Source organism: Bacteroides sp. ET489 (assembly GCF_030518095.1).
Taxonomy (GTDB): Bacteria; Bacteroidota; Bacteroidia; order Bacteroidales; family Bacteroidaceae; genus Bacteroides; species Bacteroides ndongoniae.
The window spans coordinates 17,886-35,745 of sequence record NZ_JAULLJ010000025.1 but is presented as its reverse complement, the minus strand read 5'-3'; the positions used below and the strand labels follow the sequence as shown (position 1 = coordinate 35,745).

Genomic DNA, 17,860 nt, shown 5'->3' with positions numbered 1-17,860 from the left:
CCGTGGTGAAACTTCATGTTTCACCACATTCGCCAGAACGCCACCCCAATGCAAGGCGGTGAAAGCGTGAAAGGTATTTCCGGATAAAAGAAATCAAATGCGTGGAGAGATGTTTCACACCACCTTACCCCCCCCGCCGTACAACACAAGCATTCTGCACAAGCCACACCAGTGTGGAACAAATGGATTGCAAGTGTGGAACACATGGAATGCAAGTGTGGCAGAAATGATAGAATTTCAATCTTATCCTCAAAAATATCCGAGCATGAAAATAATGAGGGAAATATAATAAAGCAAACAATTTTTCGCTATTTTTGCCAAAGCAACCATTGGATAAAAGCACTATGGACATCGTTGTAGAACATAGCATCATCCGGGATAAAGCGGAATATCTGCTCTCTCTCATTTCACATTTTGCCGAGCGTAACGGACTGAATAAAATGCAAGCCTACCGATACATCAAACGTTTCGGCGGTATCAAACTTGTAGACGAGCATTACAACATCATGCATACACTCAGTTTTGACGAAGCTTTGGATTCATTGACCCATTATTTAAATCGTCAGGGAGGAGCTATTACATGAAACTATATCACGGCAGCAATATTGAAATCGAGAAGATAGACCTCTATAAATCCAAACCCTGCAAAGATTTTGGACGGGGATTCTATCTATCAGACAATCAAATTCAATCAGAAGAGCTTGCCAGATTCAGAGCACTGACTGTGGGCGGTAATCCTGTAATAACCATATTTGAATTTGATGAGTCCCTATTGGAAAATGGCGATCTGAAATATCTCAAATTTGAACATTATTCTGAAGAATGGGCCAACTTTGTATTTGAGAACCGAAAGAATGCTTTTACTTTCGATAACAACTACGATGTTATTTATGGACCTATTGCAAATGACAGAGTGGGCTTTCAAATTCAAAAACTGGAAGACGGAAGTATCGATATGAAAGAGTTTCTTAATCGTATTAAATACTTCAAAGGCGTTACTTACCAATATTTCTTTGGAACAGAACTTGCTATCTCTAAACTTAGGAAATTATGACCGACATTGATTACATGATAGAACATGTAGCAGCAGACCTCATCAGACTGCTCGTTAAAAAACAAGGCATGACATTCATTGACGCAGTAGACACTCTGTATACATCGGACACTTACGCCAAACTATCCAATCCTGAAACTGGACTATACTTCCAAAGTTCCAACTATGTCTACTCGTTTTTGGAACATGAGCTAACTACCGGAATAATGGGATAGATTAGAAACTATAAGAGGAGACATATCAAAACGCTTCCCCATAAAACAAGAATGCCCCAGCCGTGCAACGCACGCCGGGGCATTCCCTGTTTTTTCTACAATCCTAAATGACTTTAGTTGTTTTCCGGACGGAGCTTGCGTACCGTAACAGCTGTCTGCCACATTTCGCTTTCGCGCAGGGCTTTCAGTTCGGCATTCAGCTTCTCGCGATAGTCGGGTTGCGAGTTGCTGTCGATAGAAATCTGAGCTTCGTTACCACACTTCACGCTCTCGTACAACTTCTGAACCACAGGTTTGATAGCATCGTGGAACGGGCCCATCCAGTCGAGGGCACCACGTTGTGCAGTAGTAGAGCAGTTGGCATACATCCAGTCCATACCGTTCTTGGCGAAAAGGGGCATCAACGACTGAGTCAGTTCCTCAACAGTTTCGTTGAAGGCTTCGGAAGGTGTGTGACCGTTCTCGCGCAACACCTCGTACTGTGCCAGCAACAGACCCTGGATAGCACCCATCAGCGAACCACGCTCGCCGGTAAGGTCGGAAGTAGCCTCGCGTTGGAAAGTAGTCTCGAACAGATAGCCGGAACCGATACCAATACCCAATGCCAGTGTGCGGTCCATAGCTTTGCCCGTAGCGTCCTGATAAATGGCGTAAGAAGAGTTCAGTCCGCGGCCTTCGAGGAACATGGTGCGGAGTGAAGTACCCGAACCCTTCGGAGCTACCATGATAACATCAATATCTGTAGGAGGAACTACACCCGTACGGTCGCTCCAAGTGATGGCGAAGCCGTGTGAGAAATAGAGTGCCTTGCCGGCTGTGAGGTGCGGCTTCAGCGAAGGCCATACTGACATAACAGCAGCATCAGAAAGCAGGCACATCACAATTGTACCTTTCTCGGCTGCTTCTTCGATGCCGAACAGTGTTTCGCCCGGTACCCATCCGTCAGCAATCGCCTTCTCGAAGGTCTTGCCCGGACGCTGGCCAACGATAACGTTGAAACCATTGTCACGCAGGTTGCAGGCCTGACCCGGTCCCTGTACACCATATCCGATTACTGCGATAGTTTCGTCTTTCAGAATCTCACGTGCTTTCTCCAAAGGAAATTCTTCGCGGGTCATCACATTCTCGATAACACCGCCAAAATTCAATTGTGCCATTTTGTTTTAGTTTTTTATTTGTGGCTTTCGCCTGGTTAATATTTTATTTTTTTAGTTTTTGAGTTCTTGAGGTTTTGAAGTTTTGAGTTCTTGAGGTTCTAAGTTCCATATAAACTTAAAAACTCAAAAACTTATAAACTTAAAAACTCAAATTCTATTTTCGCCCGGCAGACCGTCTCACTGCCGTTCTTCTTCACTTCCACACCGTAGACGCCGTTGCCGTCGTCGTCCAGATAGAAAGAAAGTTCGTCGCCGTAATAGCTCTCGGCTACGTAGGCCATCTCGAAACGACGGATGCGTTCCGTACGATACTTCTCCAACGGGAAGAGGTCGAGAATATGCTCAATGTAACGGATACTGTTCACATGGCCGTTCACGTCGATGTCGCTATACTTGGCCTTCAGCGTAGACACTGGCTCCGTAGCAGTGATTTTGATGCGCGAAGGTTTCTCGATGGGGCAAGGCTCGTCGCATACATAGTCCACAATGCTTCCGTTGTGCATGGCCATCAGGTCGATGGGTTTGCGCGTCTGCATACTGATCATGGCCCATACGGAGCGTGCATAACCAATCTTACGTCCGTCCTTGCCGACAATGGCAAAGTTACGGTCGGTGAAGAGGCGATAGACGTTCTCCACCCACGTCTGCACCGAAAAAGTCTCGTACTGATAGGGCATCTCGTCCATCTCGATAGCCAGTCGGGACAATACCCACGTATAGTTTTCCTCGTTCAGTGTAGCCATGCCGAAACCGCGTTCGGTGGCATGAAAGCCTGCACAGTTCAGCAGGTGGTTGCCCAGCACGCCCAACGTCAGCCTTCCTGTAAAGTCTACATGGAAAGGTTCGGCTACGAAATTATAGGTTCCTATCTTGTTGTCCATAGGTCGAGGATTTTTAGTTTTTAAGTTTTTTAGTTTTTAAGTTTAGTTGACGAGGGGAAAAGTTAACGAGGCCACGAGGGGAAAAGGGACTCATTACTTGTTAACTTGTCTACTTGTCTACTCGTCTACTCGTCAACTTGTCTACTCATTTCTTCTTTACTCTTCAGATACTTTGCCTCACGTTCGGCCAGATATTCGTTCACCCGTTCGAAGCAACTGGTGGTAATGGCCACACGGCCCGAACGGACAAACTGAAGCACACAGCCGAAAGTCTGCAACTCCTGGTAAAGACAGGTGATGTCGTCGCTCATACCATTCATCTCGACAATGGAGAACACCGGATTTACTTCCACAATACGGGCATGATACTTACGTATCACCTTGGAAACCTCCGGAGTCTGCTCCAACGCAGGAGTTGCCACCTTATAGAGGGCAATCTCATGCTGGTAGATCTCATCATCGGTGAAATAGTGCGCCTGCAGCACATCTATCTTCTTGGTTATCTGTTTCACCACCTTTTCAATGGTGTCACGATCGGTCCATGCGGTAATGGTATATTTGTGCACCCCCTTGATGGACGAGGCAGACACATTCAGGCTCTCGATATTAATCTGCCTGCGGGTGAACACAGCCGTCACCTGGTTGAGCAAGCCGGCGATGTTCTCCGAATGGACGATAATGGTATATAATGTCTTTTCAGTCATAATTCTTTGTTTTCAATTTCAACATTCCAACAGCATCTGGTTCACCGAACCACCCGGAGGTGTCATCGGCATCACGTTGCCTTCTTCTTCCACACAGGCTTCGAGCAGGAACGGGCCGTCGGTTGCCAGCATCTCGCGGATAGCATCAGCCAGTTCCGAACGCTCCATCACACGACGCGAAGGAATGCCGTAAGCAGCAGCTATCTGCATATAGTCGGGGTTCAACATGGGCGTGAACGAGTAGCGGCGGTTGAAAAACATGGCCTGCCACTGGCGAACGTTGCCCAAATAATTATTGTTCAGCAGAATCATCTTGACAGGGACTTTCTGTTCCATCACCGTGCCCAGTTCCTGCAGGTTCATCTGCAAGCCGCCGTCGCCCATGAAGACACAAACCGTGCGGTCGGGGCGTCCGAACGTAGCACCGATGGCAGCAGGAAGTCCGAAGCCCATCGTACCCAATCCGCCGGAAGTGACAATGCTGCGCGGACGGGTGTACTTGAAGTAACGGGCAGACATCATCTGGTTCTGACCAACATCGGTCACCAGAATAGCATCGTTATGGGTTGCCTCGCTCACGGCACGTACCACTTCGCCCATACTCAGCTCGCGGGTAGTGCGGCACAGTTCGGGACGGATTACCTTCTCTTCCTCTACTTCTTCGTAGGTACGGAAACTGTCGAGCCACTCCCGGTGGGTGGCCGGTTTCAGCAGTTCGGTAACGGCAGGCAATGTCTCTTTGCAGTTACCCAGCACAGCTACATCGGTCTTGATGTTCTTGTCTATCTCGGCAGGGTCGATATCGAAGTGAATGATTTTGGCTTGCGGGGCATAGGTTGCAACGTTGCCTGTCACACGGTCGTCGAAGCGCATACCTACGGCTATCAGCACATCGCACTTGTTAGTATTGATGTTCGGTCCCAAATTGCCGTGCATACCCAGCATGCCTTTGTTCAGCGGATGGTCGGAAGGCAAAGCCGACAGTCCCAACAAGGTGCGTCCGGCAGGCAGTTCAGCCTTTTCGATGAAAGCTAACAGCTCGGCTTGGGCATTTCCCAACTCTACACCTTGCCCAACGAGCACCAACGGACGCTGGGCAGCGTTGATGAGGTCGGCCGCCTGGCGGATAGCCTCCATATCCATGTCGGGCACAGGCTGGTAGCTGCGGATGAAGTCGACTGTTGCCGGCGCATACTCTGTCTTATCCACTTGGGCATTCTTGGCAAAGTCGAGCACTACGGGACCGGGACGTCCGCTGCGTGCTATGTAGAAGGCACGTGCCACAGCCCAAGCCACATCTTCGGCCCGGCGAATCTGATAGCTCCACTTGGTGATAGGTTGTGTGATGCCTACCAGATCGACTTCCTGAAAAGCATCCGTACCAAGAAAGCCCGTCCCCACCTGTCCGGCTATCACCACCATCGGCGTACTGTCTATCATGGCATCGGCAATGCCTGTAATAGTATTGGTGGCTCCCGGACCGCTGGTTACCAGACAGACACCTACCTCACCCGACACGCGGGCAAAGCCTTGCGCAGCATGGGTAGCTCCCTGTTCGTGGCGTACCAGAATATGGTTCAACGTCTTCCGATGGTCGTATAAGGCATCGAATACCGGCATGATGCTTCCACCCGGATAACCGAATATTGTTTTTACCCCCTCGTGTTCCAGCGAACGCATCAGGGCTTCTGCGCCTGTAATTGTATCTTTCATCTTGTAAATGAAGAATTAAGAATGAAGAATTAAGAATACTTTTTAATGAAAAATGATGAATGAAGAATGAAAAATTTCTTGTAAATGAGGAATTAAGAATTTCTTTATTAGTGAAGAACCACCAAAATTCTTCATTCTTCGTTCTTCATTCTTCATTTTTCTCATATCAGTCTCACCGCTCCTTTATCTGCCGAGCTTACCAGACTGGCGTAAGCCTTCAGCGCCTTGGATACCTCGCGGTTGCGAGTGACAGGCGTCATGGGACGGGCAGCCAGTTCTTCATCAGTCAGCTTCACGTTAATGGTGCGGTTGGGAATATCTATTTCGATGATGTCGCCATCCACCAGCTTGCCGATGTTACCGCCGGCAGCCGCTTCGGGCGAGATGTGACCGATGCTCAGGCCCGACGTACCGCCGCTGAAACGTCCGTCGGTAATAAGGGCACATTCCTTGCCCAAGTGGCGCGACTTGATGTAGGAGGTAGGATAAAGCATCTCTTGCATGCCCGGACCACCCTTAGGACCTTCGTGGGTGATAACCACTACGTCGCCACTCTGTACTTTACCGCCCAGGATGCCTTCGCAAGCAGCTTCCTGCGAGTCAAACACCTTGGCAGGACCTGTAAACTTCCAGATGCTTTCGTCCACTCCGGCAGTCTTCACTACACAACCGTCCTGGGCGATGTTACCCTTCAGTACGGCCAGTCCGCCATCCTTGCTATAAGCGTGCTCCAAGTCGCGGATGCAACCGTTGGCACGGTCAGTATCGAACTCTTTGTAATAAGCATCCTGCGAACCCAGCTTCAAGTTGAACTTACCGCCGGGGGCACTGGCATACTTTTTCTGTGCCTTCTTGCAGACGTTGGGACTGGTGATGCAGTACTGGTCAATCTCCTCGGCCAGCGTCATGCCATCTACACGTTTCACACTGGTATCTACCAGTCCCCCTTTAGCCAGTTCGGCCATGATGGCTACGATACCACCTGCACGGTTCACGTCCTGCACGTGGTATTTCTGCGTGTTCGGAGCAACCTTACACAAGCAGGGCGTCTTGCGCGACAATATGTCAATGTCTTCCATCTTGAAGTCGGCTCCAGCCTCGTGGGCCACGGCCAGCAGGTGAAGCACCGTATTGGTAGAACCTCCCATGGCGATATCCAGCGTCATGGCGTTAAGGAAAGCCTCGCGGGTGGCAATGCTGCGAGGAAGTACGCTCTCGTCGCCCTCCTCGTAGTATTTGTAAGCGTTCTCCACAATCAGTTTGGCAGCGTCCTTGAACAGTTTCCGGCGATTCTCGTGTGTAGCCACAATTGTTCCATTGCCCGGCAGAGCCAGTCCGATGGCTTCGTTCAGACAGTTCATCGAATTGGCGGTAAACATACCCGAACAGCATCCGCATGTGGGGCAGGCATGTTGCTCTATCTTGGCTACATCCTCGTCGCTCACCGTCGTATCGGCCGACTTGATCATGGCATCAATCAGGTCGAGGTGCTGCCCTTTCCACTCGCCAGCCTCCATCGGTCCGCCCGAAACGAAGACGGTAGGAATGTTCAGACGCATGGCGGCCATCAGCATGCCCGGCGTAATCTTGTCGCAATTGCTGATGCAGACCATGGCATCGGCCTTGTGGGCATTGACCATGTACTCCACACTATCGGCAATGATGTCGCGCGAAGGCAGTGAATAAAGCATGCCGTCGTGTCCCATGGCAATGCCGTCGTCGATGGCAATGGTATTGAATTCGGCAGCAAAGCAACCCAGCTTTTCAATCTCTTCCTTGACGAACTGCCCTATCTCGTGCAGGTGGACGTGCCCCGGAACAAACTGCGTAAACGAATTAACGATGGCAATAATGGGCTTACCCATCTGCTCACGCTTCATGCCATTGGCCACCCACAATGCACGTGCTCCCGCCATGCGGCGGCCTTGCGTGCTGAACGAACTGCGTAACTGATGTTTCATCTTCGTTATTCTCCTTTCAATAAAAAAGCCTTTCTCGTATGTGAGAAAGGCTTCAAAAAAATATCTTCATCAGGTATGGATACATACACAAAACCTTTCTCACGCTCTTGATTTCAAGACCACGACGCGAATAATATGCAGGACTGCCAGGTTAATGGATGTATGTAGCATCATATCTTTCTTTTTTAAACGATTCAACTGTTTTATTGCTTAACGTGTCGCAAAGGTAAGTGATTTTTTATAATATACAAGCAGTTTGAAGAAAAAAAAGATATTTTTCTATAGATTCGTAAGAAAAAGGCGCATAAAAGTCTCCTTTTATCATAAAAGTCGAACTAACGAAAGAGCAACAAAAAGAGACTGCCACGGCTTTGCAGGCAAAACCAGTGAGGTTTGTCCGGCTGTTGCCCCGCATTTGATGAACAAACACGAGGCGTTTTCCCTGCAAACGCGGGGCATTTTCCCGACAAACGCGGCGCGTTTCTAAAGCAAACCTGCCCTCCAGTGTTCCAGACAACCGTTCCACAGGAACAGTCGCTAAAACCAACCGGAAGGCAGGGACGTTGTCGTTGTCATTCCATGCCACATTTATAACAACAACATCTTTCTTTTTTTCTTTATTTCTTTCTTTATATATATAAAGGAGAAAATTGCGCTTATTTTACGTAGTTCTTCATCATTTTCCTTATTATCAAACGATTATCTACTACAAAACAACTGTTTTAGTAATCATTACTCCCTATTTTCGACCAATTTTCCTTCATTTTTCGATGTTTTTCCACTGTTTTTTGCAGTTTTTCTGATGTTTTTTGCTGGATTTTCATCGTTTTTTCATCAAAACCTTGTCGAAACTGGAAAGATTTTCATCATTTTCTGTTGTTTTCTGAGCGTTTTCTGTTGTTTTTTCAGGTCAGCGCACTGCTATTTCGGCAAAGCCCATCGGCTCGTTTTCCGTAACCATACGGACAGCCTTCAGGTAGAGGTAACGAGCCTTGACCGGAGTAAAATAGACCGATTGCATAACCGGATTGTTACGGATATTAGAAAACTCACCTGCTTTAATCTTGCGAACATGCTGCCCATCGGCATCCGCCACAGACAGTTCATAATGGGAAACAAGTCCCCGATTAGGTTCACCCTGGTCGGGCAGGAAATGGAAGGATGAAACAAAACGTTCGCTGCCCAAATCGACAGTCAACAGATCGCCATCAACAAAACAAGTAGTCTTTTCGTCACGGTCGGACGCTGCAGCAGCCGATTCCGCGTTCACACCGGAGAGAGTGAAAGGAAAACTCTGCATTTTGGAAACCTGTACTTCTTCAAAAAGCTTGTCTGCCTGTTCGCCAGCATCATACACCCCGATATTATTGAGACACAGCGGGCCACGGGCGTCGGTAATCCGGATACGGATACCATCGGAAACTACAGAAGAAAAGCGCAAAAGACGCTTATAGCCAATGGTCGTAGTTTCTTCATTCAGCACAACAGGCTGCCAGTTGCCCGATGCGTCACGATACTCTACCGTAAAAGCCTTCACACGCTGACCCAACGGAATGTACTCCTGCAAAAGCATGCGGTTCATCCGCAAGGCCGATGGAAAAGCAAAAGTAATATCGGCCGTCACTACACTGTCTGTTGTAGCCCAGAATGTATCGTAATCGTTGTCTGTCAAGGCTGAAGCCACATAAGCACCGCCCCGCTCGTCGCTCACCTGTGGAGTAAGGCCAGCTACCAGATTTGTTTTCAACTCTTCCTGTATGATCTGATGGAAACGGACAGCATTAGCCGAATCAATCGGATGAATCAGACCGTTTCTGTCTACCGGGAAGTTGAGCAACAAAGTGCCGTTATGACCTACGCTGCGATAGTACAGGTCAACCAGTTGTTCGGGTGTTTTCACCAGACTGTCCTGTTCGGGATGGTAGAACCAACCCGGACGGATGGACACATCGCACTCGGCAGGTACCCATTGATCGCCATCGGCATGACCATACTGAAGCTCATAGCTTTTGTCATAGCCGGGATAAACCTCGCCCTTACGAAGGAAAGACCAGTTGGTTGCCCCCGCAAAGCCACGTTCATTGCCCACCCAACGGCATCCGGGACCACCGTCGGAAAAGATAACAGCCTGCGGCTGGATGCTGTCCAGCATTTCATATATACGAGGATAGTTGTAATAGTTGCGCCGGTCGATGGTCCTCGTTTCCTTCGCTCCGCCGTACCATCCGTCACCTCCATTGGCACCATCAAACCATACTTCGAAAACTTCACCATAATTCGTCAGCAAATCACGCAACTGGGCATAAAAATAGTCCAGATATTCAGGTGTTCCATAATTGGCCTGATGGCGATCCCATGGCGACAGATAGACAGCAAACTTCAGCCCATACTTCTTGCAGGCTTCCGACAATTCACGTACGATATCTCCCTTACCATCTTTATAAGGACTGTTGGCTACACTGTAATCGGTCCCGGCAAAAGGCCACAGACAGAAGCCATCGTGATGTTTGGCCGTCAGTATCACGCCTTTCATTCCGGCAGCCACTAACGTACGTGCCCATTGTTCACAATCCAAACGGACAGGATTGAACACCTCTGCCGGTGTGTCACCATATCCCCATTCCCGGTCGTTGAACGTATTCAGGCCGAAATGGATAAAAGCATAGGTTTCCATCTTTTGCCATTCCACTTGCTTAGGTTCAGGAACAGGCAACAGAGGAGCCGGAGCCTCAACATGGGTTGATGAACAGGAAGACAGGCCTACGGCCAACATCGAAGCCAGGCATAATGCTGACAAACTGGTACTTTTTTTCATATCATAGATTGGTTTTGATAAATAATCAGTTGTTATCGTTCAGGTATATTGTCCGCCGCTCGGCAATGGACAGCTTTGACCATGGAGTGACCGAAGTCCACAAAGCCAGGTCGGTAATGTCTGCCGGATAAGTTTCTCCACCGTTCAAGTCTTCCTGCAATGCCTTCAGCATCACATAGTCCATCCCCTGATGATGGGTATCTACCCTCAATGCTTCCTGTCCCCACTGCTGCCAATAACGATGTTCGTAACGGCTGATATAGGACTCATCGGACTCCCAGGTTTCATTAGGGCTGTATCCCTCGATATAAATCTGCCGACGGTCGCCCTGCCAGATGCCTTTGGTTCCCTGTATCTCAAAATCAAGGCTACGCGGACGAGGCAAAGTCGTATCATGAGTCAAAGTAACCAGAATACCTTTTTCGGTCTGCAACTGGGTTACTACGACATCCCCCATGGTAATTTTCTGATCCGACGGTCCGCCCAAATCACGAATACGCTGCAACAGACCAGCCGGCTTTGAGGCAAAGGAAGTAAGACTCTTAAAACGATCGGTACGCCCGATGCCAGCTATCAGGCAAAGCGGAGCCAGACCATGCGTAGGATACAAATCGCCATTTTCCTCCTGATAAAAACGGCTACGCCAAACGCTTTCCGTCTTGTCACGGTTGCCCAGCGTGCCGTCATCGTCCAGTAGCAAACGACGCAAATCGTGGCGGTAGCCGCCACGCATATAAACTATCTCGCCCAACAGGCCGGCACGTACCAATGTATAGACTGACAGATTCTCGCGCATGAAGAGTGTATTTTCCAACGGATAGACTTTACGTCCTGCACGTCGGGCACATTCTATCAGCGGCCGGTATTCATCCAGATACAATCCGCCTTTTATTTCCAAAGCCACATCGGCTCCATGTTCCACACAGTGCAGCGCGTGTTGCACATGACACTGCCAAGGCGAGGCCACAAATACCAAGTCGGGATGCTGCTCATCCAGCATGTTCAGGTAGTCATCCTCACCACTATTGTAGCAACATACATCGGGCATCCCGATATCCGTTAAAGCCGGATCGGCAACTGCCACTACCCGAAAGCCGGAAATGCAACGCAACAATCGGAACAGTTGCATCCCCCGATACCCAACACCTATAAATGCTGTCTTTATCATATACTTGCCGTCAGTCTGTTCTTTTCCTTTTCATTGTACGAAATGTATGTCAAAGGTAGGCATTTTTTGCAACATAAGCCAAAAGTTTCCTATCTTTGCCCGGTAAAACAAAAGATTATTCACTAAAATCATCTTTATAAAAATGGAAAACAAATACATCACCGTAGCCTATAAACTGTATTCAATAGAGGACGGCGAAAGAGATTTCGTTGAAGAAGCCCCTGCAGAACACCCTTTCCAGTTCATTTCGGGATTGGGCATGACACTCGACGCCTTCGAAAGCCAACTGACCGGCCTGAATGTTGGAGACAAATTCGACTTCACCATCGGAGCAGCCGACGCTTATGGCGAATACGACGAAGATCACGTTATTGACTTGCCGAAAAACATTTTCCTGATAGATGGAAAATTCGACAGCGAACGTGTAATAGAAGGAGCCGTTATTCCGCTGATGACAGCCGAAGGACAACGCATCAACGGCAGTGTGGTAGAAGTAAAGGACGATGTGGTAGTAATGGATATGAACCATCCCCTGGCCGGATGCGACCTGAACTTCGTAGGCGAAGTAGTAACCAGCCGTCTGGCAACCAATGAAGAGTTGGCTGAAGTAGCCCGCATGATGAGCGGCGGTTGTGGCGGCGGATGTGGAAGCTGTGGCGGTGGTTGCGGCGATCACGAATGTGGCGACGACTGCGGATGCGAAGGCGGATGCTGCCACTAAAAGAATGAAGAACTAAAAATGAAGAATGAAGAATTTCTTTGTGTTCCCTTATTGAGCAGATACACATCAAACGAAAATTCTTCATTCTTCATTTTTAGTTCTTCATTTACTTGCTTGTCATAATATCAAGCACCAGTCGGTCCGTCTCGTTCATTCCCTGCGAACCAATCTTCGTCAAGTTACGGATACTCTGGTCAACGTCCTCGTCAATGATTCCTTCCACCGAAGTAACGCACCGGTTTTCCATCGCCATGATGGCTGAAAGGACTGCAGTCGACACACCGGTCGTCACCTTCAATGCACAGCTCGGCTTGGCTCCATCGCATATCATTCCCGTCAGATTAGCAATCATGTTCTGCACAGCATAAGTTATCTGCTCGTATGTGCCTCCCATCAGCCAAGTGATGCCACAGCTGGAACCTGTAGCTGCCACCACGCAACCGCATAAAGCAGAAAGACGTCCCAGACTTTCCTTTATATAAATCACCGTCAGATGACTCAACATCAGGGCGCGTATCAGTTCCTCTTCCGACTTTCCATTCTCTTCGGCATAAACCACTACCGGAAGCGTGGCCGAGATGCCTTGGTTTCCACTGCCTGAATTACTCATTACCGGTATCATGGCTCCTGCCATACGGGCATCACAGGCACCTGACGTATACGAGAGAATATGTGAAAAGACACTGTCGCCCATGATCTTATGCTCGTAATTTCCACGGAGCATCTTACCCAAACCGTGACCATAATCTCCTGCAAACGACTGCTCGGCAGCAGCCTTGTTCAGACGGGCCGTCTCCTGAATAAATCGAATTTCATCCAATGGAGCTGTCATTGCAAAATCGTAGACCTTACGGAAAGTCAGGCTAAGCTTTTCTTCTTCCTGCTCGGTTGTGCCCGAAGCTGTACGTTTGTCAAACTGTATCTGTCCGTTACAGGCTTCATACACAAAATTGGTATGCCCTCCAGCAATAATGGCCGTAGCCTCATCACCTCCTGCCTGACAGACAGCTTCTATGTACAGCTTCTCGGCAATATCTTTTTTCAAAGCAATCGATATCCGCTTATCGGCAATAAACTGCTTGCCTTCCTCTACAGCTTCGGGAGTACTATCCTTCAGCACTTCCAACTGGTAAGCAGATTTCCCTATCAAGGCTCCCAGAGCCACAGCAATCGGCAATCCTATCATGCCCGTACCAGGTATACCCACTCCCATCGCATTCTTCAGGATATTGGCACTAAGCCACAGCGAAATTTTCTCCGGGCGTTTACCCAATAACTCGGTGGCACGAGCCACACAAAGAGCAACCGCAATAGGTTCGGTACATCCGATAGCCGGAACAACTTCCTGTTTTACCAACCTGATAATCTTTTTTCTTTCTATTTCGTCCATACAAAAATCCTATCATTATTCAATAATCATACAAATTTATAGGTAATAGAAGAGAAAAACAACAAGATTTAGTGGCTTTTTTGCAGAATAAAGCCTTTTAAAACCAATATTCCGAAATAATGGAGTATTTTTGTAACTTGCTAAATAATAGGTAATATTAATCGTAAAAAAGAAAAGAATTATGAAGCTAAAAAAATGGATACTTACGCTCTGCATAGGTATAACCGCAATGTCGTGCATACAGAACGAAGCACTGAACATGGAAGCGGCAATAGACGGCTGTACAGGACCGGATATACAACTGACAAACATAAGCAACACTGAAAAGAGAGTATTGCTCTACGTACAAAAAGGCGCCGACCTGTCGCAGCAGGAACTGATATTTACCTTGCCAGATGGTGCAACTATCGAAGCGGACGAAAAGAGACAGGGTGATAACGGCAACATATACGATTTTAGCGAAGGCGAACATGTACGTTCCTTCACGGTCACTTCCGAAGACGGAGAATACAAGGCTGTATACACCATCTATATCATTCTGACCGAACTTCCTACCACTTATCACTTCGAACAATTGCTTGAAGGTTCAACCAGCAATTATGATATCCTTTACGAGGAAAGCGAACCGACAGCAATAGGTGATTCAAAGAAGATTCTGGAATGGTCCAGTGGAAATCCTGGATACGAATTGACCAGCATGGCTAAAGATCGTACCGGCTATCCCACCATGCTCTCGGCTGACGGCTACATGGGTAAATGCGTCAAACTGGAAACCAAAGATACCGGTAGCTTTGGCGCTATGGTAAAAATGTACATTGCCGCCGGTAATCTGTTTATAGGCAATTTTGAACTGGGTGATGCTCTGAAAGATGCTCCTGCAGCCACAAAGTTCGGATTCAAGTTCTTCAAACATCCTGTACGGCTGACCGGTTACTTCAAATATAAAGCAGGAAGCGTTTTCACAGAATCAGGACAGGCAAACGAAAACAGAAAGGACCGTTTCGACATTTACGCCATCTTCTACGAAGCGTCGGACAACTCCTTCATGCTGAATGGTTCCAATGCGCTGACCCACCCGTCTCTGGTAGCTGTAGCTAGAATCCCGGAAGAAGAAGCTATCGAAACCGAAACCTGGACCAAATTCGATATACCTTTCGAACTAAAAGAAGGCAAAAGTATCGATGAAGAAAAGCTTGTTCAAGGTAAGTACAAACTGGGCGTCGTATTCTCATCGAGTGTTGACGGTGCTTATTTCAACGGAGCCGTCGGTAGCACACTTTATATTGATGAAGTAGAAGTAGTCTGCCAAGAGCCTTCCTTTTAATCAAACAATTAACTAAACTACAAGTCATATGAAAAAATATTATCTCCTCATAATAGCTCTGTTGTCAAGTGTGGCCACCATACCTGCATGGGCACAGCAAGAACGTACTCAAAGTATCATCCAGTCCTATCTGCACGGTTGGGAATATTCACTGAAAGCAGGTTTCAGCATCGGAGGAACCTCTCCCCTTCCCCTTCCTGTAGAGATACGTAGTATAGACGGATACTCACCCAGTATGGCTATCTCTATTGAAGGCAACACGACCAAATGGCTGGATGCGAAAAAAATATGGGGACTTACCATCGGACTACGCCTGGAGAACAAGAGTATGACAACCGAAGCTACGGTGAAGAACTATAACATGAAGATTATCAATACCAATGGAGGCGAATTGAAAGGGCTTTGGACCGGAGGTGTAAAAACCAAAGTAAAGAACAACTACCTTAGTATACCTGTTCTTGCCAATTACCGTATCAGTCCACGCTGGAAACTGGTAGCCGGTCCTTACTTCTCGTACTTACTTGAAGGCAATTTCTCTGGAAATGTATACGAAGGACACCTCCGCACCCCTGATGCTACAGGCTCACGCGTCAACTTCGAAGGCGAAAGCATTGCTACCTACGACTTCAGCAACGACCTGCGGAAATTCCAATGGGGATTGCAGCTGGGTGGCGAATGGCGCGCATTCAAGCATTTGAATGTTTATGCCGACCTGACGTGGGGACTGAATGACATCTTCCAAAAAGACTTTGATACAATTACCTTTGCTATGTATCCCATTTATCTGAATGTAGGATTCGGATATTGGTTCTAAATTAATGCCGCTAAAATAAGCCTTCTATACCCCCGCTGAACAACACAAGTGTGGCTCGCGAACCACACTTGTGTTGCTCGTGAGCCGTGCAAGTGTCGCTCATGAGCAATACAAGTGTTGTTTGTGAGCAATATCGACAACACTTGCTACATTGCTTATTGGACGGTTCAGACAGGTATTTACATTTACCAAATACGTCGTCATCCTCTTTATCCGTATCTATAAGAAATAAAATATCACACTCTTTCCAAACTGTCAACAGTTAAAAAACAAGGAAGGGGTAACAAAACTGTTATCAGTTTTGTTACCCCTTGCAATCAATATTCCTGTATTCGAAGGAAACAAAGAAATCAAGTCAATTTATTCTGCTACAACTTCCAGCTCGTCAACAATCAGCGTGCTGTTACCGGCACCCTTGAACGAATCACCATCTTTGCTCGAAGAGCATACAATGGCAAATTTATACTCGCCTGCCGGATCATAATCATTCTTATACTCGAACTCAATATCAAAAGAAACGTATTCAGAAGTGTTTTCTGTAATAGTAGAAGCATAACCTACGATATTTTCAGATGTATTTACATCATGTCCAGTCAAGGTAACCTCCTTACCTTCAGCATCTTTAGCTTTGTATAAGACTGCAACAATAGAACCTTTGTCAACATCTTCTGTCGCAATCACGTTATTATAATCAGATGCATCCAGATAGGTTTCTCCAGCCTGATACTTATACACTCCTTTCAAACGAACAGGTTTTCCATTCAGTCCAACAGTCGAAGTCGGAAGGCCAAACTTTGTACAAGACAAACGATCGCCCATAAGAGCCGGCATCATATCGAACTCACCAATAAATATAGAGCCAGCTGTAATCTTGGGAATCAATGAATTGGGTTTATCAGGATACTCAAAAGTAATCAGCTTAGCAGCAAAAGTACCATCTTCATTAGCCTCTTGTTTCAGCAATGAGCCTCCCAAAATACCTGCTCCTGCTGCACTTGATGCCCATAATTCTTCCGGAAGCAAAGTATCGTTCTTATCACCAACAGTCCAATCTTCGAAAGAATATTTTAGAATATTCTGTGTACCAGATACAGAGACCTTATATGTCTTCGTCTTTCCATAATCCTCGGAAACAACAGTGTAAGTTACAGGACCTCCCGAGAAATCTTGAGCCACACCTGTAGCCGGAGTCACTGTAGCACCTTCGGAAACTGTAATAGTTGGAACCAAAGCTGTGATATCAGCCCCTTCGACAACCTTAAAAGTAATTGTATTATCATCATTGATAACAGGCTGCTCGGTCACAACATCAGTATTATCGAACGTAAAAGTCAAAATATCAGCCCCAGTCTTCTCCGTACCTGTCAATTTAGTACCGGCAAACGTAACTTTAACATCCTGCTCCATCGAACCAAGCATAGCCTTTATGTTCAGATTTAAAGAAAGAGTGCCGTTTGCAACAGAACCCTGAGCTTCAACATCTGCGTCCAAGCCAGCTACTTCTACCTTAACAGTAGTAGTACCAGTAAATGTATATGCATTACCGTTCGGAGTAAGTTCACAATTCAATAATTCAACATCACCTACCGGAATACCCATAAAAGCAAAATCCGTAATAAACAAGTTGATAGCAGTAGTACTAGCCTTTTCTACCATTATTTTCTGATAAGCAGAAGGCATATCCTGTCCCATAACGTTCACTTTCAGTTCTCCCTTGTATCCACCGGCAATCTCATCCTGAATTACCTGTGAATAATCGGCCGGAGTAGAATCATCGTCGCTACAAGCAACGAACAAACTCATTGAACAAATCAATGCAAATAAATAAAATAATCTTTTTTTCATACTTTCTAACCTACTTGATTTTAGTTAATAATATCTCCACAACGGAGACCTTAATTCTTCTATTTTGCATTAAGGGTGCAAAATAACACTTTTTGCAT

16 protein-coding genes are annotated in these 17,860 nt (G+C 47.0%); 6 read left to right on the top strand and 10 right to left on the bottom strand.

The window, feature by feature from the left end; all coding sequences use genetic code 11:
• The first annotated feature begins 344 nt into the window (after positions 1 to 344).
• Genes Q3C19_RS13035 through Q3C19_RS13025 form a run of 3 tightly spaced genes read left to right on the top strand, consistent with a single transcriptional unit; the run spans position 345 to position 1,269 of the window.
• Entirely contained in the window at positions 345 to 584 is a 240-nt protein-coding gene (locus Q3C19_RS13035) for a DUF3791 domain-containing protein (protein WP_022162977.1), read from the top strand.
• Positions 581 to 1,054, top strand: a complete 474-nt coding sequence (locus Q3C19_RS13030) for a DUF3990 domain-containing protein (RefSeq protein ID WP_302729827.1) — start codon at positions 581 to 583, stop codon at positions 1,052 to 1,054. The genes Q3C19_RS13035 and Q3C19_RS13030 overlap by 4 nt, the downstream gene beginning before the upstream one ends.
• Positions 1,051 to 1,269, top strand: coding sequence for a hypothetical protein (locus Q3C19_RS13025; RefSeq protein WP_071148775.1), 219 nt, complete (start codon positions 1,051 to 1,053; stop codon positions 1,267 to 1,269). Before Q3C19_RS13030 ends, Q3C19_RS13025 begins: the two co-directional genes overlap by 4 nt.
• Before the next feature lie 113 nt (positions 1,270 to 1,382).
• On the opposite strand, the gene ilvC is transcribed toward Q3C19_RS13025, so the two are convergent.
• From ilvC to Q3C19_RS12985, 8 genes are all read right to left on the bottom strand, one after another.
• On the bottom strand, positions 1,383 to 2,426 hold the full coding sequence (ilvC, locus tag Q3C19_RS13020; RefSeq protein ID WP_277120396.1) for a ketol-acid reductoisomerase: 1,044 nt from the start codon (positions 2,424 to 2,426) through the stop codon (positions 1,383 to 1,385).
• 131 nt (positions 2,427 to 2,557) lie between these two features.
• Complete coding sequence (locus Q3C19_RS13015; RefSeq protein ID WP_302729823.1) at positions 2,558 to 3,307, bottom strand: acyl-[acyl-carrier-protein] thioesterase; 750 nt, start codon at positions 3,305 to 3,307, stop codon at positions 2,558 to 2,560.
• Between the two features lie 125 nt (positions 3,308 to 3,432).
• Positions 3,433 to 4,011, bottom strand: coding sequence for an acetolactate synthase small subunit (gene ilvN, locus Q3C19_RS13010; protein WP_022163209.1), 579 nt, complete (start codon positions 4,009 to 4,011; stop codon positions 3,433 to 3,435).
• 18 nt (positions 4,012 to 4,029) lie between these two features.
• Complete coding sequence (gene ilvB / locus Q3C19_RS13005; protein ID WP_302729820.1) at positions 4,030 to 5,724, bottom strand: biosynthetic-type acetolactate synthase large subunit; 1,695 nt, start codon at positions 5,722 to 5,724, stop codon at positions 4,030 to 4,032.
• A gap of 161 nt (positions 5,725 to 5,885) precedes the next feature.
• Complete coding sequence (ilvD, locus tag Q3C19_RS13000; RefSeq protein WP_302729818.1) at positions 5,886 to 7,685, bottom strand: dihydroxy-acid dehydratase; 1,800 nt, start codon at positions 7,683 to 7,685, stop codon at positions 5,886 to 5,888.
• 238 nt (positions 7,686 to 7,923) lie between these two features.
• A complete protein-coding gene (locus tag Q3C19_RS12995) occupies positions 7,924 to 8,271 on the bottom strand; it encodes a hypothetical protein (RefSeq protein ID WP_277120401.1) in 348 nt (115 codons plus the stop codon).
• 324 nt (positions 8,272 to 8,595) lie between these two features.
• Positions 8,596 to 10,500, bottom strand: a complete 1,905-nt coding sequence (locus Q3C19_RS12990) for an alpha-L-fucosidase (RefSeq protein ID WP_302729815.1) — start codon at positions 10,498 to 10,500, stop codon at positions 8,596 to 8,598.
• Positions 10,501 to 10,525: 25 nt separating this feature from the next.
• Positions 10,526 to 11,668, bottom strand: a complete 1,143-nt coding sequence (locus Q3C19_RS12985) for a Gfo/Idh/MocA family protein (protein ID WP_288911609.1) — start codon at positions 11,666 to 11,668, stop codon at positions 10,526 to 10,528.
• Positions 11,669 to 11,810: 142 nt separating this feature from the next.
• Here Q3C19_RS12985 and Q3C19_RS12980 point away from each other — a divergent pair, with 142 nt between their 5' ends.
• Entirely contained in the window at positions 11,811 to 12,389 is a 579-nt protein-coding gene (locus tag Q3C19_RS12980; RefSeq protein WP_302729812.1) for a peptidylprolyl isomerase, read from the top strand.
• 106 nt (positions 12,390 to 12,495) lie between these two features.
• On the opposite strand, the gene Q3C19_RS12975 is transcribed toward Q3C19_RS12980, so the two are convergent.
• Complete coding sequence (locus Q3C19_RS12975; RefSeq protein WP_071148767.1) at positions 12,496 to 13,779, bottom strand: serine dehydratase subunit alpha family protein; 1,284 nt, start codon at positions 13,777 to 13,779, stop codon at positions 12,496 to 12,498.
• A 181-nt stretch (positions 13,780 to 13,960) separates the two neighbouring features.
• Here Q3C19_RS12975 and Q3C19_RS12970 point away from each other — a divergent pair, with 181 nt between their 5' ends.
• Positions 13,961 to 15,103 (top strand): PCMD domain-containing protein, encoded by a 1,143-nt coding sequence (locus tag Q3C19_RS12970; protein WP_302729810.1) that lies wholly within the window; start codon positions 13,961 to 13,963, stop codon positions 15,101 to 15,103.
• A 28-nt stretch (positions 15,104 to 15,131) separates the two neighbouring features.
• Positions 15,132 to 15,917 (top strand): porin family protein, encoded by a 786-nt coding sequence (locus tag Q3C19_RS12965; RefSeq protein ID WP_022163217.1) that lies wholly within the window; start codon positions 15,132 to 15,134, stop codon positions 15,915 to 15,917.
• 360 nt (positions 15,918 to 16,277) lie between these two features.
• On the opposite strand, the gene Q3C19_RS12960 is transcribed toward Q3C19_RS12965, so the two are convergent.
• Positions 16,278 to 17,762: a PCMD domain-containing protein gene (locus tag Q3C19_RS12960; protein WP_302729806.1), complete on the bottom strand. Its 1,485-nt coding sequence runs from the start codon at positions 17,760 to 17,762 to the stop codon at positions 16,278 to 16,280.
• Between the last annotated feature and the right edge of the window lie 98 nt (positions 17,763 to 17,860).